This window comes from Bacillus cereus group sp. BfR-BA-01381 (assembly GCF_022663555.1).
Lineage (GTDB): Bacteria > Bacillota > Bacilli > Bacillales > Bacillaceae_G > Bacillus_A > Bacillus_A pacificus.
Genome location: NZ_JAKUFR010000075.1, coordinates 1 through 24201, shown reverse-complemented (window position 1 = coordinate 24201; position 24201 = coordinate 1). Strand labels below are relative to the sequence as shown.

Here is a 24201-nt window from a genome sequence, read left to right as displayed (position 1 = left end):
CCTTTTTAAACTTACAGTGATATGAAAACAAACTAGGAGCATAGCTTCTAGTTTGTACTTATTTAAGTATTGGGGGATGAAATATGAACGTTTTAGTAATTGGCCGCGGTGGGCGTGAGCATGCTTTAGCTTGGAAGTTTGCACAATCTACAAAAGTGAAAAAGGTGTATGTAGCACCGGGCAATGAAGGCATGCGCGATATTGCAATACCAGTTGATATTGATGAAAATGATTTTGATGCATTAGTTTTATTTGCTAAAGAGAATAGGGTTGAATTAACTTTCGTTGGACCAGAAATTCCGCTTATGAATGGAATTGTTGATCGTTTTACAGAAGAGGGGCTTCGTGTATTTGGCCCAAATAAAGCAGCTGCTGTTATTGAAGGTAGTAAGGCTTTTACGAAAGAATTGATGAAAAAATATGATATTCCAACTGCGGCATATGAAACTTTTACAGACTATGAAGAAGCAGTACAGTACATTCAAAAAGTTGGTGCACCAATTGTTATTAAGGCAGATGGATTAGCTGCTGGTAAAGGTGTAACAGTAGCGATGACGCTTGAAGAAGCATTACAGGCTGTGAAAGAAATGCTACAAGATGTAAAGTTCGGTGAAGCGAGTAAGAAGGTTGTTATTGAAGAGTTTTTAGATGGACAAGAATTTTCATTAATGGCATTTGTGAATGGAACAAATGTGCATCCGATGGTAATCGCGCAAGATCATAAACGAGCTTTTGATGGAGATAAAGGTCCAAATACAGGTGGAATGGGTGCATATTCTCCAGTACCACAAATTCCGGAATCAGCAGTTCAAGAGGCGATAAAAAACGTATTGCATCCAACTGCTAAAGCGATGATTGCAGAAAATCGATCGTTTACAGGGATTTTATATGCGGGACTTATTTTAACAAATGATGGTCCAAAGGTAATTGAGTTTAATGCTCGCTTTGGTGATCCTGAAACGGAAGTTGTATTACCACGCCTAGAAAATGATTTAGTTGATGTATGTAACGCTGTATTAGATGAGAGTGAACTAACGTTACAATGGTCAGAAGAAGCAGTTATTGGCGTTGTACTTGCTTCGAAAGGATATCCAGAAGTATATAAAAAAGGTGATATTATTAACGGGTTAGATGCATTGCAAGATGTAATTGTGTTTCATTCAGGTACAGCGATGAAACATGGTGATTTTGTAACAAACGGTGGTCGTGTACTATTTGTTGCTTGTAAGGCGAATAGTTTACAAGAAGCGAAAGATAAGGTGTATAAAGAAATTGGTAAAATTGAGAGTGATGCTCTATTTTACCGAAGTGATATAGGATATCGTGCAATTGGGCATGAGATGATGAGAAGCTAATATGTAAAAAATCTCGCTGAGAAATCAGCGAGATTTTTTATGCATCTTTATCTTTTTTCAATTTCCCTTTTTGCTTTGCCATTTCTCGAAGTAAATACTCGATGTGTGCATTGACGCTACGAAACTCATCATTCGCCCATTTTTCGATGACTGCGTGTAATTCAGGATCAATACGTAATGGAAAGCTTTTCTTTTTAGCCATAGTGATTTACAGCCTTTTAGTATAGGCTTCCTGTATTAATAACTGGTTGCGCACCTTTATCTGAAACGATGGCAACTAATAAGTTGTTCACCATATTCGCTTTACGCTCGTCATCTAATTCAAGTACGCCTTCTTCATCTAACATATGGATTGAATCTTTTGCCATCTTCACAGCACCTTCAACAATCTCTTTTCTAGCAGCTAATACTGCTTTTGCTTGTTGGCGTTGTAGCATTGCATGGGCAATTTCTGTTGCATAAGCTAAATGTGTTAAACGAGTTTCTAACACTTCTACGCCAGCAATTTCAAGGCGTGCTTCTAGCTCACGTTTTAATTCTTCAGAGATTTCTTCAGTATTTCCACGTAACGTAATGCAAGTTTCATCTTGGAAATTATCATAAGGATATTTCGTTGCAACGTGGCGGATTGCCGTTTCACTTTGAATTTCTACAAATCGATCATAATGTTCAACGCCAAACATCGCTTTTGCAGAATCAACAACTTTATAGACGATAACAGCTGCAATTTCAATTGGATTTCCGTCAACATCATTTACTTTTAATTTCTTACTATTAAAGTTCTCAACACGTAACGATACAGTTTGACGGAACGCGAACGGAATCGTTAAAAATAAACCGTTTTGACGAATTGTTCCTAAATAATTACCGAAAAACGTAATGACTTTTGCTTGATTTGGTTGAACAATCCCGATACCTGTAGCAAGAACTGCAGCTAAAATAATAGTTAATGCAGCTCCTATGAAAATTTCTTGCACGAGGAAAAATACACCGATAGCGGCTAAAATCAAAATTCCAATAATCCCAAGAAAACCATTAACATAAAATACTTGTTTTTCTTTCATATGATCGCCTCCTGATATAAAAATGATATCACTTTTATATCATTTTAAGCAAGAGGTGTACACCTAATTTTCTGAATTTTATTTATTATGTATATTTTAATGCCCGAAACAAGAACGTATGTTCTGTTTTGTGATAAAATAAAGAAGACTTAACCGCCCACTGCAGCAGCTAAGTCCCTTTGAGAGCATCTTGCATCGTGACAAATGATTCAAAGCGGTTTTGCCAGGATTATATCTTCAATCGCTGACTCAATCTCTTTGTCAGAAGCGTCATAACTTCCGTTTGACTGTGGTTTGTCGTGCTTGGAAGTTTGATTCGCTTCTTCTTTAGTATGTCCCTTCTCAGCAAAATTCATGCTAGGCATTTTAAATGCCCCCATGTTCATGTATTTTCCGAATTTCCACATTTCAACAATAGGGCAGAAACGAACAATTCCCTCTGCAACTTTCATTGCACCAATCCATAGCAAAATGTTAGACCAAGTGCACCAAGGTTTGCGCACGAGTTTCGTTGCACTACAACCGAAGAGGACAAGTCCGAGTGTAATTCGAATTAGGGCATTTATTGTACCGATATTTTGCTTCATTAGAAAAACACTCCTTTTATGAAAGTTGAAATAGATAATACTATTTCCTTTATTAGTATCCCTTTTGATTTTTCGGATATGTAATCCAACATTTGACGTGGAAAAAGATGTTGGATTGTGCGTGTGTGTAAGTAGCTTTTTTTGTTATAATGAAAGAATGCATAAAAGGAAGTTCAAAATTAAATCCTCTCGTTTGAAAAATGTGGAAGAGGGGATTCCAAACTTAATTCTCCGCTTTAAACAAATATTTAAGGTGAACTTAAAAAATCCTAATGAAAATAAACTGTTATTTTAAACAGAAATATATACAACTTGAGAAAAGAAAGGGTGTTTTCATGTACGATATTTCCGGATGGAAACATGTATTTAAGCTTGATCCGAATAAGGAGTTAAGTGACGAACATTTAGAAATGATTTGTGAGTCTGGAACAGATGCTGTTATTGTAGGCGGAAGTGATGGGGTGACAATTGATAATGTACTACACATGCTAGTTAGCATTCGTAGATATGCAGTTCCTTGTGTGTTAGAGGTTTCTGATGTGGAAGCAATTACACCAGGATTCGATTTTTATTATATCCCAAGCGTTTTAAATAGCCGAAAGGTGGAATGGGTAACAGGCGTTCATCATGAGGCTTTGAAAGAATTTGGGGATATTATGGATTGGGACGAAATTTTTATGGAAGGATATTGTGTTTTAAATCCTGAAGCGAAAGTAGCCCAGCTTACAGATGCAAAGTGTGATGTAACAGAAGATGATGTGATTGCATACGCGCGTTTAGCAGACAAGCTATTACGTTTACCGATATTTTATTTAGAATATAGCGGTACGTATGGAGATGTTGAACTTGTTAAAAATGTAAAAGCACAATTGAAACAAGCTAAGTTATATTATGGCGGTGGTATTTCTAATGCTGAACAGGCGAAGGAAATGGCGCAGCATGCTGATACAGTAGTTGTTGGAAATATTATTTATGATGATATAAAAGCAGCGTTAAAAACGGTTAAAGCAGTAAAAGGAGAGTAGGTGCAGGCGTATATGAGTATGACAGATAGATTATTAAATGGTTTAAATCCGCAGCAACAGAAAGCAGTACAAACAACGAACGGACCACTTCTATTAATGGCAGGCGCAGGTAGTGGTAAAACACGTGTGTTAACACATCGTATTGCGTATTTACTTGGTGAAAAAGGAGTAGCACCATGGAACGTACTAGCTATTACCTTTACAAATAAAGCGGCTCGTGAAATGCGCGAGCGTATTGATACACTTGTCGGACCAGAAGCTGAAGATATTTGGATTTCTACGTTCCACTCTATGTGTGTACGTATTTTACGACGTGATATCGATCGCATTGGTATTAATCGTAACTTTACAATTTTAGATTCAGGTGATCAGTTAACTGTAGTTAAAAAAATTATGAAAGAGCGCAATATTGATCCGAAGAAATTTGAGCCGCGCTCTATTTTAGCTGGTATTAGTAATGCGAAAAATGAATTGTTATCTGCGGATAAATATGCGAAGAAAATTACAATTGCTGATCCATATGAAAAATTAACGAGCGATGTATATACAGAATATCAAAAACGTCTTTTGAAAAATAACTCACTAGACTTTGATGATTTAATTATGACGACGATTCAACTATTTGAGCGTGTTCCAGAAGTACTAGAGTTTTATCAGCGTAAATTTCAGTATATTCACGTGGATGAGTATCAAGATACGAATAAAGCGCAGTACCTTCTTGTTAAACATTTGGCAGCACGTTTTAAAAATTTATGTGTTGTAGGTGACTCAGATCAGTCAATTTATCGCTGGCGTGGTGCGGACATTTCTAACATTTTGTCATTCGAAAAAGACTATGAGAATGCGCAAGTTATTCTGTTAGAACAAAATTATCGTTCGTCACAAAATATTTTAAATGCAGCGAATGCTGTCATTGAAAGAAATACGAATCGTAAACCGAAGAAATTATGGACAGATAATGAAGTTGGAAGCAAAATCTCTTACTATCGTGCTGCAACGGAAAAGGACGAAGCATACTTTGTTGCGAAAAAAATTCGCGACGATATTCAAATGGGAAAACGAAAATATACTGATTTTGCGGTGTTATATCGTACAAATGCGCAGTCTCGTATGGTCGAGGAGATTTTCCTGAAATCTAATATTCCTTACAAAATTGTCGGCGGTACGAAGTTCTACGACCGTAAAGAGATTAAAGACATTTTGGCGTATTTACGCTTAATTGGGAATCCAGATGATGAGATTAGTTTCGCACGTATTATTAACGTGCCAAAGCGCGGAATTGGTGCGACTTCTATCGATAAAATTATTAATTACGGTGTACAAAATGGAATTTCATTAACAGCTGTATTCGATGAGATTGAGCATGTTGGAGTAAGTGCAAAGGTTACAAAGGCAGTAAAAGAATTCGCAGGTTTATTACACAACTGGGTAAATATGCAAGAGTATTTATCTGTTACAGAATTGGTAGAAGAAGTTATTGAAAAAACCGGCTATCGCGACATGTTGAAAAACGAGCGTACGTTAGAAGCGGAAGGTCGTCTAGAGAACTTAGATGAGTTTTTATCTGTTACGCAAACATTTGAATCTCAAAGCGAAGATAAGAGCCTTGTTGCATTCTTAACAGACTTAGCACTTGTTGCAGATATTGATCGTGTAGATGAAGACCCAACTGCTGGTGAGGAAGTTATTTTAATGACGATGCACTCAGCGAAAGGATTAGAATTCCCAGTTGTCTTTATTGTTGGTTTAGAGGAAGGAATATTCCCGCATACTCGTTCTCTAATGGAAGAAGATGAAATGCAAGAAGAGCGTCGTCTTGCTTATGTAGGTATTACTCGTGCAGAAGAAGAATTGTATTTATCCAATGCACAAATGCGTACATTATTTGGTAGAACAAGTATGAATGCCGCATCTCGATTCATTACAGAAATCCCGACAGAACTAGTAGAATCATTAAATGAAACAGCGCCGAAGCGTGAAACTTCGTTTGGTGCAAAAGGAAGAACGGCAAGTAGCAGTAAAACGACAACTACAACACGTTCTCGCTCAGCTTTCGCGCGTCCTGCAGCTAAGACGACAGGCGGCGAACAAATCGGCTGGGCAGTAGGCGATAAAGCTTCCCACCAAAAATGGGGAATCGGTACAGTTGTAAGTGTAAAAGGTGAAGGTGATGCAAAAGAATTAGATATTGCGTTCCCAAGCCCAATTGGTGTTAAACGTTTGTTAGCAAAATTTGCACCTGTGACGAAACAATAGGAAAGGAATGAGGATATGTCAAAAGAGATAGCAAAAAAACGTATAGAAGAACTACGTGATTTGTTAAATACATTTAACTATCAATATCACGTGTTAGACAATCCTTCTGTTTCTGATGCGGAGTATGACCGTAATATGCAGGAGCTTATAAAATTAGAAGCAGAGAACCCAGAGTTTATGAGTGAAGATTCTCCCTCCGTTCGCGTTGGGGGAACGGTTCTTGATATATTTGAAAAAGTAACACACAAGTCACCGATGTTAAGTTTAGGAAATGCATTTAACGAAGGAGATTTACGTGATTTTGACCGACGAGTACGTCAAGGAATTGATGATGCGAATGTAAGATATATATGCGAATTAAAAATTGACGGACTTGCTGTTTCACTTCATTATGAAAAAGGACGCTTCATTCAAGGGGCAACACGTGGTGATGGTGTAACAGGTGAAGATATTACTCAAAATTTAAAAACGATTAAAGCAATCCCGCTTCGTTTAAATGAAGAAGTAACGTTAGAAGCACGAGGCGAAGCTTATATGCCGAAGCGTTCATTCGTTAAGTTAAATGAAGAAAAAGAGCAAAATGGTGAAGATGTATTTGCAAATCCGCGTAATGCGGCAGCAGGTTCAATCCGCCAACTTGATCCGAAAATTGCAGCGAAGCGTAACTTATCTATGTTTGTATACGGTCTTGCGAATGTAGAAGAAAAAACAATCCTATCACATAGTGAATCGCTTGATTTCTTAGGTGAACTTGGATTCAAAACAAATCCAAATCGACGTACATGTGAAACAATTGAAGAAGTTATAGCTTATGTAGAAGAATGGCAAGAAAAACGTCCGCATCTTGATTATGAGATTGATGGGATCGTTATAAAAGTAGATGATGTTGCTCTTCAAGAAAGTCTAGGCACTACAGCAAAGAGTCCAAGATGGGCAATTGCTTATAAATTCCCAGCTGAAGAAGTTGTAACAAGATTAACAGGCATTGAATTAAGTGTTGGTCGTACAGGGGTTGTAACACCGACTGCAGAGCTAGAGCCAGTACGAGTGGCTGGTACGATCGTTCGTCGTGCTTCTTTACATAACGAAGATTTAATTCGTGAAAAAGATATTCGAATTGGTGACTACGTTGTTGTGAAGAAGGCTGGAGATATTATTCCTGAAGTTGTGAATGTTATTTTTGATAAGCGTACTGGTGAGGAAGAAGAATATCATATGCCAACGCATTGCCCAGCATGTGAGAGTGAACTAGTTCGTTTAGAAGGAGAGGTAGCACTTCGTTGTATAAACCCAACTTGTCCTGCTCAAATTCGAGAAGGGTTAATCCATTTCGTTTCAAGAAATGCAATGAATATTGATGGACTTGGAGAACGTGTCATTACACAACTCTTTGAGGCAGATTATATTCGTACATTTGCTGATTTATATTCGTTGACGAAAGAGCAATTATTACAGCTAGAACGATTTGGAGAAAAATCAGCAACGAATTTAGTACAAGCAATTGAGAATTCTAAAGAAAACTCATTAGAGCGATTATTATTCGGTCTTGGTATTCGCCATGTCGGAGCGAAAGCAGCGCGTACATTTGCTGAGCATTTCGAAACAATGGATGCGCTTGTGAAGGCAACGGAAGAAGAACTAAAAGCAATTAATGAAATTGGTGAAAAAATGGCTCAATCCGTAGTAACGTATTTCGATAATGAAGACGTATTAGAGTTATTACAACAATTTAAAGAATACGGCGTGAACATGACATATAAAGGCATGAAAATTGCTGATTTACAAAACGTTGAGTCGTACTTCGCAGGAAAAACTGTCGTTTTAACAGGGAAATTAGAAGTTATGGGACGTAGTGAAGCGAAGAAGAAGATTGAGGCATTAGGTGGAAAAGTAACAGGAAGTGTTAGTAAAAGTACGGATTTAGTTGTTGCAGGTGAAGCGGCAGGTTCGAAATTAGCACAAGCGGAGAAACATAATGTCGAGGTTTGGAATGAAGAGAGGTTCTTACAAGAGCTAAATAAGTAAGAGGTGCAAACTTACCATGAAAAAAATAGCATTAGCGGTATTAAGCCTTGGCCTACTTGTAAGTGGGTGTAGTGCAGGTGCCGACAAAGATGAAAAAGTGGTTGAGAAATCGGGGAAAGCAAAAGAGCAAGCAATCGTCCCGAATTACTCTATTTCGGATGAATATTATAAGACGACTATTCCATTTGTGGGAGGAAACGCACGTGGCTTAGTTGTGCAAGGAGTAAGTAATCGCCTTGATATAGATGAATTTGAAACAGGATTAATGCGTATTGCGAAAGAATCATTTAGTACGAAAGATAATGTTTTAAAAGGCGGAAAATCCCTAAAAACTCAGGATATACAGATGCTTGTTAAAAGAAAACGTACAGATGCAGAACAAAAGGAACTAGAAAATACACTAAAAAAAGATGCGGTTAAATTCCCGAACATAGGGTTAAATCCTACATTAGGTTCAGGATCCGAATCACTAGAAGTGAAAAATAAAAAAAATCCAATATATATTTCAAATATTTTAGAGCATGATTATTATGTGAACAAAGGCGAAAAAAATGAGCGTAGCGGCATTGTAGTTGGATTAGCGATGAATTCGGTTCATTATTATGAGGAAGAGCATGGTTATCCGCGTGAGGCTGCAATTTCGAATGAAAAGATGTTAGCTGAAGGGAAAAAAATGGTGCCAGAAATCTTGAAAGTTATGCATCAACAAGATCCTGAGACAAAAAACCTTCCGATAACATTTGCAATTTATCGTCAGGCTCCAAAGTCTTCGCTCGTGCCAGGTAACTTTGTTTCTTATGCGAATGTTGAAAAAGGCAGTGAAACAGTTGAGGATTGGAAACAAATTAATGAGAAATATTATTTGTTCCCATCTGAACAAGCGAAAACAGATAATAAACGTGAAGATCTGGCGAGAGTATCAAACTTCAAGGCAAAATTAAGCGATTATTTCCAAGGCGACTATACAGCTGTTATCGGTACTGGTATGTATAGAGACGATGAATTAAGAGAAATAAAGCTCGATATTCCTGTCCAGTTTAATGGGAAAGCAGAAATAATTGGCTTTACACAATATGTAGCCGGGCTTGTTATGGAATACTTCCCGAATTATATGAAAGTACAAGTAACGATTAAATCTGTAGAGCGTCCAGAAGCGATTATTATACGTGAAGCGAAGCAAGATGAGCCGTATGTGAAAATTTTAGATTAAATAGAAGGGCCGTTCCTTTATGGAACGGCTTTTTTTCTTTGGTAATTTTGTTATAATTTAAAATGTTATAAATAATGGGGTAAGGGGTAAAGCGCATGGGCGAATTAAGTTTTCAAGTCATTATTTTATTAATTGCATTCGGTTTTTTAGCAGCTTTTATTGATTCAGTTGTTGGTGGTGGAGGATTAATTTCGCTTCCGGCACTTATGTTTGTTGGTTTACCACCAGCTTCGGCAATTGCAACGAATAAATTAGCTGCAACGATGGGGACGTTTACGAGTGCGATTTACTTTATTCGATCGGGAAAGGTTGATTTTAAAATTGTAGGAAAGTTAATCCCGTTAACTATTATAGGGGCAGTCGCAGGTGCTTTAGTAGTAAAGTTTATTCCGCCGGATATTTTACGTCCGTTAGTGCTTGTGATGTTGGTGTTTATTGCCATTTATATTATTGCGAAAAAGGATTGGGGAAGTGTATCTACCTATAAGAAGATGACGAAAAGAAAAACATTAATATTTTTCTTGGTTATTTTAATGATAGGGTTTTACGATGGATTTTTTGGACCAGGAACAGGATCCTTTTTAATTTTTGCATTTTTATTAATTGGTTTGGATTTTATTCAAGCGGCAGCATCTGGAAAACTTTTGAATTTTGTTAGTAATATCGTATCGTTAATCACTTTTTTATTTTTAGACGTAATTCATTTTGAATACGGTATTATTATGGGATTATCGATGATTTTGGGCGCTTATTTTGGATCGAAATTTGCAGTTCAAAAAGGTGTTGGATATGTAAGAACTTTATTCTTGTTAGTAACTATTTTATTGATTAGCAAAAACGTTTTGGAATATACTCATATTTTGTAGAGTTATACATTTGTATAACTCTGTTTTTTTATTATATTTTAAAAATTAATTAATTTTTAAAATATAAGTCTAGGAATATTTGAATAAATCTAAATTATCGTGTAGAATAATGTTGTAAAATGTAAACGTTTTTCTAAGGGGAGGCTAAAAGGATGGTAGTAGCATACAAACATGAGCCATTTACAGATTTTTCAGTAGAGGCTAACAAATTAGCGTTTGAAGAAGGTTTAAAGAAAGTAGAATCTTATCTTGGACAAGACTATCCATTAATTATTGGGGGAGAAAAAATCACTACAGAAGACAAAATTGTTTCTGTAAACCCTGCAAATAAAGAGGAACTTGTTGGTCGCGTTTCAAAAGCAAGCCGTGAGTTAGCTGAAAAAGCAATGCAAGTAGCGGATGAAACATTCCAAACTTGGAGAAAGTCAAAACCAGAAATGCGTGCAGACATTTTATTCCGTGCTGCAGCAATTGTTCGTCGTAGAAAACATGAATTCTCTGCTATTCTTGTAAAAGAAGCAGGTAAACCATGGAATGAGGCAGATGCTGATACAGCAGAAGCAATCGACTTTATGGAATATTATGGTCGTCAAATGTTGAAATTAAAAGACGGAATTCCAGTAGAAAGCCGTCCAATTGAATATAATCGTTTCTCTTACATTCCATTAGGAGTAGGTGTTATCATTTCTCCTTGGAACTTCCCATTCGCAATTATGGCAGGTATGACAACAGCTGCTTTAGTTTCTGGTAATACAGTATTACTAAAACCAGCTAGTACAACTCCTGTAGTAGCAGCGAAATTCATGGAAGTATTAGAAGAAGCTGGCTTACCAGCTGGCGTAGTAAACTTCGTGCCAGGTAGCGGTTCTGAAGTTGGTGATTACTTAGTAGATCACCCTCGTACACGTTTCATTAGCTTCACTGGATCTCGTGATGTAGGTATCCGTATTTATGAGCGTGCAGCGAAAGTAAACCCAGGTCAAATTTGGTTAAAACGCGTTATCGCTGAAATGGGTGGTAAAGATACAATCGTTGTTGATAAAGAAGCAGATCTTGAATTAGCAGCTAAATCTATCGTTGCATCAGCATTCGGATTCTCAGGGCAAAAATGTTCTGCATGTTCTCGTGCAGTAATCCATGAAGATGTATACGATCACGTATTAAATCGTGCTGTTGAATTAACGAAAGAATTAACAGTTGCTAACCCAGCTGTATTAGGTACAAACATGGGTCCTGTTAATGACCAAGCTGCATTCGATAAAGTAATGAGCTATGTTGCAATTGGTAAAGAAGAAGGTAGAATTTTAGCAGGTGGCGAAGGAGATGATTCTAAAGGCTGGTTCATCCAACCGACAATCGTTGCTGACGTTGCAGAAGATGCTCGCCTAATGAAAGAAGAAATCTTCGGACCAGTAGTAGCATTCTGTAAAGCAAAAGACTTTGACCATGCACTTGCAATTGCAAACAATACAGAATACGGTTTAACAGGAGCAGTTATCTCTAACAACCGTGACCATATTGAAAAAGCACGTGAAGACTTCCACGTAGGTAACTTATACTTCAACCGTGGATGTACTGGTGCAATCGTAGGATACCAACCATTCGGTGGCTTTAACATGTCTGGTACAGACTCTAAAGCTGGTGGCCCTGACTACTTAGCACTTCACATGCAAGCAAAAACTACTTCTGAAACTTTATAAGAAATAGTAGAAGAGATCTTCGCAGTCTGCGAAGATCTCTTTTTTTTTGAAAAACTTTCTATCATGCCTTTCGAGAGGACTCCCACCTCTAAACGTAAGTGAAGGTGGTGAGGTGAATCGAAAGAAATATTTTATTTTCAAGAAAAAGGAACGTATGTTTTATTTTTGCTATAATATCCTTAACAAGGAGGTGAATAAAATGACAAAGGAAAATCCATCAAACTATAAAACTCTTCAAATCTGGATTAAAAAAGGGCATCGTATGTATTCTTATTTTCAAGAATGTTGTCATAACGCTAAGAATATGTACAACACTACAAACTTTTATATACGCCAGGTGTACACTGGATTAACACAAGAAAAAGAGTTGCAGCCTTTGCAAAAAGAAGTTCTGGATCATATTCATAAAAATATTGGTAAGATGAATGACACACAACTTCTTGCCTATCAGAAGAAATTGGAAAAAAAGAAATTAAAGCCTACAGAAGAACAGAAAGAGATTACATGTAATTTGTTTTCAGAACCTAATTTTGAAAAACCTTATGTAGATTACAACTTTCTAGATGCACTATTTAAGGTTATGATTCAAAATGATTATCGAGCTTTGCCTACGCAATGTAGCCAGTCAATCATGAAAGGTTTGTTCCAAAATTGGAAATCTTTTTTTGCTAGTTTAAAAGATTATAAAAAGAACCCAAACAAATATGCTGGAATGCCTAGGATTCCAAAGTATATTCGTTCTTCTGAAAAAGAGATTCTGTATACAAACCAAGATTGCATCATTAAAAACGGTAGATTTTTAAAGTTTCCAAAGACGAAATTGCAATTAAATATTGGGAAACTAGGTTTCACTGAAGGTAAACTGAAACAAGTTCGTGTGATTCCAAAATACAATGAATATGTAGTGGAATTGGTAATGGATGTTCCTTCTGAACAACAAATTATTGAAGAGAATGCTCGTTATATGAGTATTGATTTAGGGATTGATAACCTTGCAACCATTGTAACAAACACAGGTATGAAACCTGTCCTTGTTAAGGGCAAACATGTCAAAAGCATAAATCAATATTACAACAAAATGAAGCGTCATTTTACAAGCGTTCTTAGAAATGGAAAACAAACGAATGAAGGGCCTTTTACTTCTAAAAGGATAGAAAAACTTCATCAAAAACGTTACTTGAAAATAAAAGACGTCTTCCATAAAGTGAGTCACCATATCGTAAAACTAGCTCAAGAAGAAGAAGTTTGTAAAATCGTTATTGGTCAAAACAAAAGTTGGAAACAAGAAACGAATATGGGAAAAAGAAATAACCAATTGTTTTGTCATATCCCACATAGTGTACTGATTCAAATGATTACATACAAAGCAAATGCTGTAGGCATTCAAGTTGTTGTAACTGAAGAATCATATACATCGAAAGCAAGTTTTCTGGATAACGACTTCATTCCAACGTATGGAGAAAATGACCAAAATACAACTTTTTCAGGAAAACGAATAAAGCGCGGCATATATCGTTCAGCAAATAAAACTTTAATTCATGCAGATGTAAATGCTGCGGCTAACATTTTACGAAAAGTAATCCCAAATGCATGGACAAATGGGATAGTGGGGTTAAGCGTGAAACAGCTCGCTAATGTGTTAACTCCCCTGACGTTAATCGTCCGTTAGGTCGAAACGTTAGAAACCCCCACTTCAAGCTTCGCTAAGTGGGGGAGTGTTCATATGTGGATTAAGATAGATATACCTAGAAAAACTAATAAGGTTTACTTCAGTAAATAAGATATATTATATTTGTTGGATAGATTCTCTTTAAAGATAAGAAAAGAAAAGTAGGTGAACAAAGTGGGGAAATATCAATTAGATTACAAAGGACAAGTAGCTGTCGCAAAGTTTCATGAAAAACAGACGCCTGTCAAATTTGATAAAAAGCAGCAAATTGAAAAATTACGTGCGGAGTATTTGAAAAAGAAACAAAAACAAACAGATAAATAGTAGGAAAAACTAGTTAATTTGAATAAAAAACACTTACCATATATTACTATTTGGTAAGTGGAACTAGCTAAACCCTATTCATATCGGGATAAACATGTAAATAGAAACAAAACAATGAGAAAAGTTGACTTATTAGTCACATTTTTTTGTATTCATTTTAAGGATTTCCTGTATAATACAATTTGAAAGAAAATCTATGGTTTGACAAGAAACACTCTTTTCGGTTTTGCTCACTGAAGAGAGTGTTTTTTTGTAGCTAAAAACTCCTCTGTACTCATTACATTTGCATAGACGCCATTTAAACTAGCTAAAATTGTGTTATGGATATAAACGGCTGGTATAGTAGCATTCTTAAAAGAAAGGTCTTTTGTAGCACAAGCATCATGTATCACAGTACATTGCAAGCCGAAATCAAAAGCAGCTCTTACAGTAGCATCAATACACATATGAGTCATCATCCCGCATATGACGACGTGTTCAATAGCTAAACGTTGTAATTGCTTTAGAAGATCAGTTTCGCGAAAACTATTTGGATAATGCTTGAGTATAACGGTTTCTTCTCTAAGTGGACGTACGCTTTCATGAATATGTACACCTTCTGTATTGGGTAGGAAAAAAGTAGCGTCCTCTTTTATTGCTACATGTTGGATATGAAAAATAGGTTCGTTTTTCTTTCTAAAGAGCTGTAGTAGCCGACGGGCATATGCGCTTGCTTCGACTGGATTACGTAATTCCATTTTGCCGTGTGGAAAATAATCATTTTGAATATCAATGAGTAAAAGAGCTGTTTTCATATATTTATCTTCCTCCGATTTCATATTCAAATAATGGTATTCAATTAGTAGAGAAGATTATCCTTTTAAAAAATATGCAAGAGGAGAATTTTACATAACTTTAAAGATTACTATTTTTTATTGAATTTTTCATCTGAAAATTTTAATAAAGAAATAATTAATATTTTTCTAAAAAATGTATTGACTCTTACTATTCTGAGTTCTATAATGAGAATTAATTAAACGACAATTAAATCGATACATTCTTATCCAGAGAGGTGGAGGGACTGGCCCTACGATACCTCAGCAACGGGTTTTTTTAATACCGTGCTAACTCCAGCAAGCCTATGAAAGGCTTGGAAGATGAGAAGATGTGAACGAGTATATATAAGTGCTCTCCTTCTTATCTTTATGGTTGATAAGAAGGAGAGCACTTTTTATTTTACCTCGAAAGCTCTACTTCAAGTTTTCGCAGCATATAGGAGGGGGAAAAATGATTTCTTTTAACAATGTAAGTAAAGTATATGAAACAGGTGGGCAATCTGTTCATGCGGTGGAGGATGTAACATTATCAGTTGAGAAAGGCGAAATTTTTGGCATTATCGGTTTTAGTGGCGCTGGAAAGAGTACGTTATTACGCCTAGTAAACATGTTAGAGAGACCAACGGCAGGAAAGATTTCAATAGATGATAAAGAGATTACATCATTATCGACGAAAGAATTACGGAAGCTAAGACAAAGAATCGGGATGATTTTTCAAAGTTTTAATTTATTTAATTCAAGAACAGTATTTGGGAATATTGCTTATCCATTAAAGTTGGCGAAAGTACCAAAGAATGAGATAAAAGAAAGAGTAAATGAATTGCTGAAGTTTGTAGGGTTAGAAGATAAAGCAAACAATTACCCAGAGCAGTTATCAGGTGGACAAAAGCAGCGTGTTGGTATCGCTAGAGCGCTCGCAACATCACCAGATATTCTTATATGTGACGAGGCAACATCAGCTTTAGATCCAGAAACAACGGCAGAAATTTTGAACTTATTAAAGAAAGTAAATCGAGAATACAACTTAACAATTCTTCTTATTACACATGAAATGCATGTTGTGAAAGAAATTTGTCACCGTGTAGCTGTAATGGAGAAAGGAAAAGTTATTGAGGAAGGAAAACTGTTTGATGTTTTCACACAACCAAAAACAAAGACGACTCAAAACTTTGTACGTTCTGTTATTAATGATCATTTACCGGAAAGTGTTTTAGCAAAAATTCAAAATGGTGGTCAGATTTATCGTCTAACATTTACTGGTGAGGAGACAGGACAGCCAGTACTATCATATATCGCAAAAAACTATAATGTCGATGTAAATGTACTGTACGGAAATATTATTGAACTTCAAAATGTGCTATTTGGAAATCTTCTTGTAGAATTGCAAGGCGAACAGAGGGAAATTCAAAAAGCATTACAACATCTAAGACTGCAAGTGCAGCTGAAGGAGGTAGAAGCTCATGCGAGTTGATTGGAGTATATTTTGGCCGCGTATAGTAGATGCGACGGGGGATACTCTCTTAATGGTAATTGTAACCCTTATATTTGCTACAATTCTCGGTATACCTCTAGGTTTACTTCTATATGTAACGAGAAAAGGAAACTTTTTAGAAAATAAATGGGTCTTTTCTATTCTTAATATCATCATTAATACAATTCGTCCGATTCCATTCATCATCTTCTTAGTAGCTTTAAGCCCGCTAACAAGAAGTGTTATCGGAACGACAATTGGAACGGCGGCAGCAATTTTCCCAATGACGTTAGTTGCATCAATCGGTATTGCTAGAATGGTTGAAACAAATCTTGTTTCTGTTCCGAAAGGGGTAATCGAAGCAGCTCAAGCGATGGGTGCTTCACCAATTAGAATTGTTTTTGAAATCCTTGTACCAGAAGCGTTAGCGCCATTAATTTTAGGTGTTACATTTATGACAGTTGGTTTAATTGAATTTTCTGCAGTTGCTGGGCTTGTCGGTGGTGGCGGTCTTGGTGACTTAGCAATGACATATGGTTATCAACGTTTTGATACATCAGTTATGTTTGTAACGGTCGTTTTACTTATTATTCTCGTACAGTTAGCTCAAAATTTAGGAAACTACTTTGCGAAAGTCTTTTTACGCAGATCATAAAAAGAAAGAGGGGAAAGAAAATGAAGAAAATTTTAGCATTTGCATTATCAGCGATTGTAGGGGTTTCGGCGTTAAGCGGCTGCTCAGATGCAGGAACAAAAGAGAAAACAGTTCGCATTGGTGTAACTGGAACGGATGGAAACGCTTGGGAAATTGTAAAGGAAAAAGCTGAAAAAGAAGGGATTAAAGTTAAACTGGTTGAGTTCTCTGATTACACGACGCCAAATAAAGCGTTAGCTGATGGAGATATTGAGCTAAACTCATTCCAGCATATTGCTTTCTTAGAGCAATTTAAAAAGGAGCATAAATTAGATATTACAGCTGTTGGTACAACGCAAATTGCACCAATGGGTTTATACTCTGAAAAACATAAGAAAGCAAATGAAATTCCAGATGGTTCTGAAATTGCGATTCCCAATGATCCAACAAACCAAGCACGTGCATTAAAACTTCTTGATGCAGCTGGGTTATTAAAGCTTAAGAAAGACTTTGGCTTATTTGGAGATCCAAGCGGCATTGCTGAAAATCCGAAGAAATTAAAAATTACACCGGTTATCGCACAGCAAACACCTCGTGTATTAAAAGATGTTGCAGCTTCAGTTATTAATAACGGTGTTGCTGGTCAAGCTGGATTAGATCCAGCTAAGGATCCAATTTTCTTAGAAGATCCAAAGAATGAAAATGCGAAGCCGTATATTAATATTTTCGCAGCTCGTACGAAAGATAAAGATGATCCAACACTGAAAAAAGTAATTGAACTATATCATTCAAAAGAAGTAACAGAGGCAATTAAGAAAGAAACAAATGATGGTTCTATTTCAGTAGATCTTTCACTTGATGAGCTTGAAAAGATCGTAAAATAATGATTGGGTTTAATGGACTAACAGAAGGAACCCCTCCGCTGTTAGTTCGTTCAACATATAATCTACTTAACAAACAAAACAAACCCTAATTCTGTACCTTCCAATTCTGTATAACATAGAATCCAATGTTTGTTAAGTAGAGTAATGGACCAGGAGTTTTCCTGGTCTTTTTTATTACTGAAAGCAGCTAGCAAGTAGTAAGGTAATCCAAATTATAATGGGATAAGAAAATAAGCTGAACACGAGTGTAATTACGAATTGCTTTTTTTGAATTAAGTGTTTTTGGGATGAAAAAAAGAAAATAGAAAAGATAACAATGAAAACAGCTGATATTACGCCCGGATTATAGGAGCGGTAAATAAAAAACAAAATAATATGTTGAACAGAGTTGAAGAAGATAGCTCCTTGTATAAAAATAATCCAGTATATAGAAGACAAGAAGTTTAGTTGATATAGAAAGACGATAAGTAAGACAAAGAGAGTTAATACAGAAATCGCAATGAAAAATTGTTGGCTAGTTATAAAAGTAATTGAAAATTGATTAGCAAGATATTGTGGCATTTGAAAAGATTCTTCAAGGTTATGAATGAGAAATAACAAGGGAATCATCCAAAGCATAATAGTGGAATGCTTTTTAAACAACTTACATCGCTCCAATATAGAGATAGAAAGCCTAAAAAGGCCCTCTATCCAGAGATATTCATTCGATTATAATATTTTTTAAATTATTTTTATGATGCCCTTGTTCTTTCGGATAAGCAGCTAGCTCCTCTTGTAAAATATTTAGTATTTGCTTAGCTGATTGCTGGATGGGTGCAGGTAACTCTTCTAATATATGCATACCCATTTTTATTTTTGTACGAATTACCTTCCTTATTAATTCCTCATGCATGCACGACACCTCCAAAACGAATGTTTAGTACATCATCTTCAAATTTTGCTCCTTGAATAGAAAGGTGTGTTAACGTTTTGGGTAATGTGATGTTTCGTTTAACAGAACCAGCACGAATGATAAGCTCGTCACCTTTTTGATTTAATGCAAGTTCACTTTTGTTAGAGAAGGGAATGGACAGAACGAAAATATACTCATCGCCATCTTTTTTTACATATTGAGTGCGACCGTTAAATTTTACTTCAGTAGGACAATAATCTTTTTTAAATAAAGCATCTCCAACGCGTTCTAACATAGGTAAGCCAACAACTTCTTGTTCAAACATTGGAGCTTCGTAAATAGGAAGCGGATCAAAACTATTTTGAATTAATGTTTTATATTTCTTTTGAGTATCTTTCCAAGCTTGAAAATAAGGATCGATGACAGTGTTAGGGATGACGCGGTTAATCATAATCGCATCTACGTTATAATCGTATAAATTTAAATACGTAAAGCTACGCTGAGCCTCTTTAATGACCATTTTTTCGGGATTTACAACGATGCGGATACTTGTTACGTCTCGGTTTGATAAAATATCTCTCATTTCTCCAAGTTGTTCAAGTGTATTTGTTAATTCGTCCATAATATCATCGGTTGGAAGGGGGACACCAAGAAGTGGTTGAGCTACAGGGCGAACAACTTTTAAAACTTTTCTTTTAATAGGGAAGAGTTTTTCCATCCACCAGCCGAGCATGTCTGGAAAACTGAGCATTGCTAATGTTTCTCCTGTTGGAGCACAATCAATGATAATAACGTCATATGTGTTTTGTTTATAATAATCGAGTACGCGAAGTAAACTAATTAAATCTTCCATACCGGGAAACATCGTTAACTCTTCGGTTGTAATATCATCAGCTGCTTTGGAAGTGAAAAGTAGTGTAATATATTTCTGTAACTTTCCCCAGCCCTTTTCCATTTCATAAATTGTATTAATTTCTTGTGCCCACAAATTTTTACGAATTTCTAATGGCTCAGAAGATAACTTTATACCAAATGAATCTCCTAAACTATGAGCTGGGTCTGTGCTCATTACTAAAGTTTTTAATCCTTGTTTTGCGCTTTGAAGTGCAGTTGCCGCTGAAATGCTAGTTTTTCCTACGCCGCCTTTACCTGTATACAAAATAATTCTCATCATTCATATCCCCTTTGTTTCGATTGTCGAATATTACGAGTAACGAAATATTTTTTTGAATAAAAACCCTATTAGGGTTTTTATTCAATCGGAATGTTTTTCATTTTAGGTGTAGAAACCTTTTCTTCTGTTTTTTGTTGTGACGTAGCAATGTGATTCATAATCTTTTGGAAGATGTGTAGTAAAAATGCTTTTTCTTCTTCCGATAATGCTTCGGTCACTAGGTTAAAATAATGGGCTGCATTTTGTTTTACTTCTTGAACGAGCATTACGCCGTTTTCTGTTAAACGAATTAATACAATGCGTCGGTCGTTTTCATCACGGTATCTTTCAATATATCCTTTTTTTACAAGGCGATTTACAACACCTGTCGTTGTACTCATTGGTATATCAAGAAGATCAGCGATTTTTGTCATTGTAATATCCGTATTTCGCTCCATCCAAAGTAAACAAAATACTTCAGTTTTAGAAAGTGTTAAATCTAAGCTTACCCATTCTTCAGGATAGAAAAGTTTCTTGGCGTTATCTAGCAGTAAGTCTAAAAAATGTTCGTATTGCAACAATTAATTCCACTCCCGTATATTTCGAGGTTCGTAATATTTATTTTTATTTTATGTAGAATTGAAATAAATGTCAATGTTTTTAACTGTTTTTTCAGATTAGAAAGAAAACCCTCTTTAAAATAATATTTTTTGTGATAGATTTATAAATAGCAAACTAGAATTTACATAAAAATCCATCATGGTAAATATACTTATCTATAATGGATGTACAGCTAACGAGGGGGAGAACGATGAGAAGACGTAATACGCAAGCGTTCACGTTTTTAGCATGGACTTCATTTGTTTGCGCGCTTTCAGGTATGCTAATTGGAATTTATACGCTAGATGAAACGCTTAGTGTAAAAGGATATTATTTACTTGGAACATTATTTTTAACGATGTCTTGTTTTGTATTACAAAAAACAATTCGTGATAACGAAGAAGATAACGAGAGATTTCCGAAAAATAAACCGTTAGATAAAGAGTAAATCGTAAAGAAAGGCGTTTGCCTTTCTTTTTTTATGTAAAAATGCTGTAAGTGCCGTGTGTTGACTTGCTTGAAGTACTGAAAATTTGGTATCATCAATAGTATTGTAGATTGAACGATATATTATGGAGGTGGCCTAGCCGTGTCAAGAATTTCCGTTGAGAATGTAAAGCACGTAGCACATTTAGCACGTCTTGCAATTACTGATCAAGAAGCAGAAAAATTTCAAAAACAACTAGATGCAATTGTTACATTTGCAGAACAGTTAAATGAATTAGATACAACAGATGTAAAACCAACAACTCATGTATTAACTATGAAAAATGTTATGCGTGAAGATGTACCAGAAAAAGGTTTACCAGTTGAAGAAGTATTAAAAAATGCACCGGATCACAAAGATAATCAAATCCGTGTTCCAGCAGTATTAGAATAGAGGAGGGGAATTTCGATGTCATTATTTGATCATTCAGTATCAGAGTTACATAAGAAATTAAACAACAAAGAAATTTCCGTTACGGATTTAGTAGAAGAATCTTACAAACGTATTGCGGATGTTGAAGATAACGTAAAAGCTTTTCTTACATTAGATGAAGAAAACGCACGCGCGAAAGCGAAAGAATTAGATGCGAAAATTGGTGCTGAAGATAATGGTTTATTATTCGGTATGCCAATCGGTGTTAAAGATAACATTGTAACTAACGGTCTTCGTACGACTTGTGCAAGCAAAATGTTAGCAAACTTCGATCCAATTTATGATGCGACAGTTGTGCAAAAGCTAAAAGCTGCTGACACAATTACAATCGGTAAATTAAATATGGACGAGTTCGCAATGGGTTCTTCAAATGAAAACTCAGGTTTCTACGCTACGAAAAATCCATGGAACTTAGATTACGTTCCAGGTGGATCTAGTGGTGGTTCTGCAGCAGCTGTAGCAGCAGGAGAAGTATTATTCTCTCTAGGTTCTGATACGGGTGGTTCTATCCGTCAACCAGCTGCATATTGCGGCGTTGTAGGTTTAAAACCAACTTACGGACGTGTATCTCGTTACGGATTAGTAGCATTTGCATCTTCACTTGACCAAATCGGACCGATTACACGTACAGTAGAAGACAATGCATACTTATTACAAGCTATTTCAGGTCTTGACCGTATGGATGCAACTTCTGCTAACGTTGAAGTAGGAAACTACTTAGCTGGTTTAACAGGCGACGTTAAAGGTTTACGCATTGCTGTACCGAAAGAATACTTAGGAGAAGGTGTTGGCGAAGAAGCTCGTGAGTCAGTACTAGCTGCTTTAAAAGTATTAGAAGGTATGGGCGCAACTTGGGAGGAAGTATCTCTTCCACACTCTAAATACGCTCTAGCAACGTATTACTTATTATCTTCTTCTGAAGCATCAGCTAACCTTTCACGCTTTGATGGCGTACGTTATGGTGTTCGTTCTGATAACGTGAATAACTTAATGGATCTTTACAAAAACACACGTAGTGAAGGCTTCGGTGATGAAGTAAAACGTCGTATTATGCTTGGTACATTTGCACTTAGCTCTGGTTACTATGATGCATATTACAAAAAAGCACAACAAGTACGTACATTAATTAAAAACGACTTTGAAAATGTATTTGCTAACTACGATGTTATTATTGGACCAACAACGCCAACTCCGGCATTTAAAGTGGGCGAAAAAGTTGATGATCCAATGACAATGTATGCAAATGACATTTTAACAATCCCAGTAAACTTAGCAGGTGTTCCAGCGATTTCTGTTCCATGTGGATTCGGTGCTAACAACATGCCACTTGGTTTACAAATCATTGGTAAACACTTCGATGAAGCGACAATTTACCGCGTTGCACATGCGTTTGAGCAAGCAACAGACCATCATACAAAAAAAGCAAGTCTGTAAGGAGGCGAGCATAGATGAATTTAGAAACAATTATTGGTTTAGAGGTTCACGTTGAGTTAAAAACAAATTCGAAAATTTTCTCTGCGAGTCCAACAGAATTCGGAGCGGAACCAAATACACAAACAAGTGTAATTGACTTAGGATACCCAGGAGTACTTCCTACTTTAAATAAAGAAGCAGTTAACTTTGCAATGAAAGCTGCAATGGCATTAAACTGTGAAATCGCAACAGAAACGAAGTTTGACCGTAAAAACTATTTCTATCCAGATAATCCGAAAGCTTACCAAATCTCTCAGTTTGATAAGCCAATTGGTGAAAATGGTTGGATTGAAATTGAAGTAGACGGTAAAAAGAAACGTATCGGTATTACACGTCTTCATTTAGAAGAAGATGCTGGTAAATCAACGCATACAGCTGACGGCTCATTAGTAGACTACAACCGTCAAGGTATGCCTTTGATTGAGATCGTATCTGAGCCAGATATGCGTACGCCAGAAGAAGCATATGCATACTTAGAGAAGTTAAAATCAATCATTCAATACACTGGCGTATCTGATTGTAAGATGGAAGAAGGTTCCTTGCGTTGTGATGCGAACATTTCCCTTCGTCCAGTTGGACAAGAGAAGTTCGGTACAAAAGCGGAACTGAAAAACTTAAACTCTTTCACTTACGTACAAAAAGGTCTTGAGTTTGAGCAAGCTCGCCAAGAAAAAGAATTATTATCTGGTGGTATCATCCAACAAGAAACACGTCGTTATGATGAAGCAACGAAGAAAACAATCTTAATGCGTGTGAAAGAAGGATCTGATGATTACCGTTACTTCCCAGAGCCGGACTTAGTTGAACTTTACATCGACGATGAGTGGAAAGAAGCAGTTCGTGCTTCTATTCCAGAACTTCCAGATGCACGTAAAGCTCGCTACGTTGCAGAATTAGGCTTACCGGCTTATGATGCACACGTATTAACATTAACGAAAGAAATGTCTGATTTCTTTGAAGCAACTGTTGCAGATGGTGCTGATGCGAAATTAACATCGAACTGGTTAATGGGTGAAGTGCTTGCGTACTTAAACAAACAACAAAAAGAATTAAAAGACGTTGCATTAACGCCTGCTGGTTTATCTAAAATGGTTCAATTAATTGAAAAAGGTACAATTTCTTCTAAAATTGCGAAGAAAGTATTTAACGAATTAATTGAAAAAGGTGGAGACCCAGAAGAAATCGTTAAAGCGAAAGGCCTTGTTCAAATTTCTGACGAGGGTACACTTCGTAAAGTTGTAACAGAAATTCTTGATAATAATGAGCAATCTATCGAAGA

General features: G+C 36.2%; 24 protein-coding genes and 1 riboswitch. Of the genes, 16 read left to right on the top strand and 8 right to left on the bottom strand.

The genetic code is table 11. The features are described from left to right. Positions 1 to 83: 83 nt before the first annotated feature. Positions 84 to 1355: a phosphoribosylamine--glycine ligase gene (gene purD / locus MR079_RS21550; RefSeq protein ID WP_242294587.1), complete on the top strand. Its 1272-nt coding sequence runs from the start codon at positions 84 to 86 to the stop codon at positions 1353 to 1355. Positions 1356 to 1392: 37 nt separating this feature from the next. Here purD and MR079_RS21545 read toward each other — a convergent pair whose 3' ends face one another. From MR079_RS21545 to MR079_RS21535, 3 genes are all read right to left on the bottom strand, one after another. Continuing rightward, on the bottom strand, positions 1393 to 1557 hold the full coding sequence (locus MR079_RS21545) for a type II toxin-antitoxin system antitoxin (RefSeq protein WP_001085171.1): 165 nt from the start codon (positions 1555 to 1557) through the stop codon (positions 1393 to 1395). 16 nt (positions 1558 to 1573) lie between these two features. Then, complete coding sequence (locus tag MR079_RS21540) at positions 1574 to 2419, bottom strand: SPFH domain-containing protein (protein ID WP_000660683.1); 846 nt, start codon at positions 2417 to 2419, stop codon at positions 1574 to 1576. A gap of 209 nt (positions 2420 to 2628) precedes the next feature. Further along, a complete protein-coding gene (locus MR079_RS21535) occupies positions 2629 to 3006 on the bottom strand; it encodes a YgaP family membrane protein (protein WP_002026867.1) in 378 nt (125 codons plus the stop codon). Positions 3007 to 3341: 335 nt separating this feature from the next. Here MR079_RS21535 and pcrB point away from each other — a divergent pair, with 335 nt between their 5' ends. The 8 genes from pcrB to MR079_RS21495 all read left to right on the top strand — a co-directional run bounded on the left by pcrB (position 3342) and on the right by MR079_RS21495 (position 14081). Next, positions 3342 to 4031 (top strand): heptaprenylglyceryl phosphate synthase, encoded by a 690-nt coding sequence (pcrB, locus tag MR079_RS21530; RefSeq protein ID WP_000272093.1) that lies wholly within the window; start codon positions 3342 to 3344, stop codon positions 4029 to 4031. Positions 4032 to 4043: 12 nt separating this feature from the next. Further along, positions 4044 to 6287 (top strand): DNA helicase PcrA, encoded by a 2244-nt coding sequence (gene pcrA, locus MR079_RS21525; RefSeq protein ID WP_033669338.1) that lies wholly within the window; start codon positions 4044 to 4046, stop codon positions 6285 to 6287. Positions 6288 to 6302: 15 nt separating this feature from the next. Next, positions 6303 to 8312 (top strand): NAD-dependent DNA ligase LigA, encoded by a 2010-nt coding sequence (gene ligA / locus MR079_RS21520; protein ID WP_242294586.1) that lies wholly within the window; start codon positions 6303 to 6305, stop codon positions 8310 to 8312. A 16-nt stretch (positions 8313 to 8328) separates the two neighbouring features. Then, a complete protein-coding gene (locus tag MR079_RS21515; RefSeq protein WP_242294585.1) occupies positions 8329 to 9522 on the top strand; it encodes a CamS family sex pheromone protein in 1194 nt (397 codons plus the stop codon). Between the two features lie 95 nt (positions 9523 to 9617). Then, on the top strand, positions 9618 to 10388 hold the full coding sequence (locus tag MR079_RS21510; protein ID WP_242294584.1) for a TSUP family transporter: 771 nt from the start codon (positions 9618 to 9620) through the stop codon (positions 10386 to 10388). A gap of 152 nt (positions 10389 to 10540) precedes the next feature. Beyond that, positions 10541 to 12088 carry an L-glutamate gamma-semialdehyde dehydrogenase gene (gene pruA / locus MR079_RS21505; RefSeq protein WP_000259559.1) on the top strand — a complete coding sequence of 516 codons (1548 nt, stop codon included), beginning with the start codon at positions 10541 to 10543 and terminating at the stop codon, positions 12086 to 12088. Between the two features lie 199 nt (positions 12089 to 12287). Then, positions 12288 to 13757: an RNA-guided endonuclease InsQ/TnpB family protein gene (locus MR079_RS21500; protein WP_242294583.1), complete on the top strand. Its 1470-nt coding sequence runs from the start codon at positions 12288 to 12290 to the stop codon at positions 13755 to 13757. 174 nt (positions 13758 to 13931) lie between these two features. Further along, positions 13932 to 14081 carry a hypothetical protein gene (locus MR079_RS21495; protein WP_000521648.1) on the top strand — a complete coding sequence of 50 codons (150 nt, stop codon included), beginning with the start codon at positions 13932 to 13934 and terminating at the stop codon, positions 14079 to 14081. Between the two features lie 230 nt (positions 14082 to 14311). On the opposite strand, the gene MR079_RS21490 is transcribed toward MR079_RS21495, so the two are convergent. Continuing rightward, positions 14312 to 14875, bottom strand: a complete 564-nt coding sequence (locus tag MR079_RS21490) for a cysteine hydrolase family protein (protein ID WP_000844890.1) — start codon at positions 14873 to 14875, stop codon at positions 14312 to 14314. Positions 14876 to 15117: 242 nt separating this feature from the next. Next, positions 15118 to 15224: riboswitch (SAM riboswitch) on the top strand. Between the two features lie 123 nt (positions 15225 to 15347). Between MR079_RS21490 and MR079_RS21485 the strand changes: the two genes are divergently transcribed. The 3 genes from MR079_RS21485 to MR079_RS21475 are packed head-to-tail and all read left to right on the top strand — an operon-like array spanning position 15348 to position 17885. Continuing rightward, positions 15348 to 16367 (top strand): methionine ABC transporter ATP-binding protein, encoded by a 1020-nt coding sequence (locus MR079_RS21485; protein WP_242294582.1) that lies wholly within the window; start codon positions 15348 to 15350, stop codon positions 16365 to 16367. Beyond that, a complete protein-coding gene (locus MR079_RS21480) occupies positions 16357 to 17022 on the top strand; it encodes a methionine ABC transporter permease (RefSeq protein WP_001261879.1) in 666 nt (221 codons plus the stop codon). Before MR079_RS21485 ends, MR079_RS21480 begins: the two co-directional genes overlap by 11 nt. A 20-nt stretch (positions 17023 to 17042) precedes the next feature. Then, positions 17043 to 17885 (top strand): MetQ/NlpA family ABC transporter substrate-binding protein, encoded by an 843-nt coding sequence (locus tag MR079_RS21475; protein ID WP_000721591.1) that lies wholly within the window; start codon positions 17043 to 17045, stop codon positions 17883 to 17885. Between the two features lie 174 nt (positions 17886 to 18059). Here MR079_RS21475 and MR079_RS21470 read toward each other — a convergent pair whose 3' ends face one another. The 4 genes from MR079_RS21470 to MR079_RS21455 all read right to left on the bottom strand — a co-directional run bounded on the left by MR079_RS21470 (position 18060) and on the right by MR079_RS21455 (position 20511). Continuing rightward, complete coding sequence (locus tag MR079_RS21470) at positions 18060 to 18527, bottom strand: HXXEE domain-containing protein (RefSeq protein ID WP_011039940.1); 468 nt, start codon at positions 18525 to 18527, stop codon at positions 18060 to 18062. Positions 18528 to 18585: 58 nt separating this feature from the next. Further along, positions 18586 to 18777, bottom strand: coding sequence for a DUF3926 domain-containing protein (locus tag MR079_RS21465; protein ID WP_000544085.1), 192 nt, complete (start codon positions 18775 to 18777; stop codon positions 18586 to 18588). Continuing rightward, entirely contained in the window at positions 18770 to 19951 is a 1182-nt protein-coding gene (locus tag MR079_RS21460; protein WP_205689069.1) for an ArsA family ATPase, read from the bottom strand. The genes MR079_RS21465 and MR079_RS21460 overlap by 8 nt, the downstream gene beginning before the upstream one ends. Positions 19952 to 20028: 77 nt before the next feature. Continuing rightward, positions 20029 to 20511, bottom strand: a complete 483-nt coding sequence (locus tag MR079_RS21455) for a MarR family winged helix-turn-helix transcriptional regulator (RefSeq protein WP_139869436.1) — start codon at positions 20509 to 20511, stop codon at positions 20029 to 20031. Positions 20512 to 20741: 230 nt separating this feature from the next. Here MR079_RS21455 and MR079_RS21450 point away from each other — a divergent pair, with 230 nt between their 5' ends. From MR079_RS21450 to gatB, 4 genes are all read left to right on the top strand, one after another. Beyond that, the gene (locus MR079_RS21450; protein ID WP_001254396.1) at positions 20742 to 20978 is read left to right on the top strand and encodes a YiaA/YiaB family inner membrane protein; all 237 of its coding nucleotides are present in this window, start codon (positions 20742 to 20744) and stop codon (positions 20976 to 20978) included. A 141-nt stretch (positions 20979 to 21119) separates the two neighbouring features. Then, positions 21120 to 21410 carry an Asp-tRNA(Asn)/Glu-tRNA(Gln) amidotransferase subunit GatC gene (gene gatC, locus MR079_RS21445; RefSeq protein ID WP_000086999.1) on the top strand — a complete coding sequence of 97 codons (291 nt, stop codon included), beginning with the start codon at positions 21120 to 21122 and terminating at the stop codon, positions 21408 to 21410. Positions 21411 to 21425: 15 nt separating this feature from the next. Continuing rightward, positions 21426 to 22883: an Asp-tRNA(Asn)/Glu-tRNA(Gln) amidotransferase subunit GatA gene (gatA, locus tag MR079_RS21440; protein ID WP_000051445.1), complete on the top strand. Its 1458-nt coding sequence runs from the start codon at positions 21426 to 21428 to the stop codon at positions 22881 to 22883. Between the two features lie 14 nt (positions 22884 to 22897). Beyond that, positions 22898 to 24201: Asp-tRNA(Asn)/Glu-tRNA(Gln) amidotransferase subunit GatB (gatB, locus tag MR079_RS21435; RefSeq protein WP_242294581.1), on the top strand; the 1304-nt coding region annotated here is incomplete at its 3' end.

Coding starts and splice junctions, on each gene's coding strand:
- MR079_RS21480 (WP_001261879.1), top strand. CDS start 16,357: ATGCGAGTTGATTGGAGTATATTTTGGCCGCGTATAGTAGATGCGACG.
- MR079_RS21465 (WP_000544085.1), bottom strand. CDS start 18,777: ATGCATGAGGAATTAATAAGGAAGGTAATTCGTACAAAAATAAAAATG.
- MR079_RS21540 (WP_000660683.1), bottom strand. CDS start 2,419: ATGAAAGAAAAACAAGTATTTTATGTTAATGGTTTTCTTGGGATTATT.
- pcrB (WP_000272093.1), top strand. CDS start 3,342: ATGTACGATATTTCCGGATGGAAACATGTATTTAAGCTTGATCCGAAT.
- MR079_RS21545 (WP_001085171.1), bottom strand. CDS start 1,557: ATGGCTAAAAAGAAAAGCTTTCCATTACGTATTGATCCTGAATTACAC.
- MR079_RS21485 (WP_242294582.1), top strand. CDS start 15,348: ATGATTTCTTTTAACAATGTAAGTAAAGTATATGAAACAGGTGGGCAA.
- pcrA (WP_033669338.1), top strand. CDS start 4,044: ATGAGTATGACAGATAGATTATTAAATGGTTTAAATCCGCAGCAACAG.
- MR079_RS21460 (WP_205689069.1), bottom strand. CDS start 19,951: ATGATGAGAATTATTTTGTATACAGGTAAAGGCGGCGTAGGAAAAACT.
- MR079_RS21515 (WP_242294585.1), top strand. CDS start 8,329: ATGAAAAAAATAGCATTAGCGGTATTAAGCCTTGGCCTACTTGTAAGT.
- MR079_RS21490 (WP_000844890.1), bottom strand. CDS start 14,875: ATGAAAACAGCTCTTTTACTCATTGATATTCAAAATGATTATTTTCCA.
- pruA (WP_000259559.1), top strand. CDS start 10,541: ATGGTAGTAGCATACAAACATGAGCCATTTACAGATTTTTCAGTAGAG.
- MR079_RS21475 (WP_000721591.1), top strand. CDS start 17,043: ATGAAGAAAATTTTAGCATTTGCATTATCAGCGATTGTAGGGGTTTCG.
- purD (WP_242294587.1), top strand. CDS start 84: ATGAACGTTTTAGTAATTGGCCGCGGTGGGCGTGAGCATGCTTTAGCT.
- MR079_RS21450 (WP_001254396.1), top strand. CDS start 20,742: ATGAGAAGACGTAATACGCAAGCGTTCACGTTTTTAGCATGGACTTCA.
- ligA (WP_242294586.1), top strand. CDS start 6,303: ATGTCAAAAGAGATAGCAAAAAAACGTATAGAAGAACTACGTGATTTG.
- MR079_RS21510 (WP_242294584.1), top strand. CDS start 9,618: ATGGGCGAATTAAGTTTTCAAGTCATTATTTTATTAATTGCATTCGGT.
- gatA (WP_000051445.1), top strand. CDS start 21,426: ATGTCATTATTTGATCATTCAGTATCAGAGTTACATAAGAAATTAAAC.
- MR079_RS21535 (WP_002026867.1), bottom strand. CDS start 3,006: ATGAAGCAAAATATCGGTACAATAAATGCCCTAATTCGAATTACACTC.
- MR079_RS21500 (WP_242294583.1), top strand. CDS start 12,288: ATGACAAAGGAAAATCCATCAAACTATAAAACTCTTCAAATCTGGATT.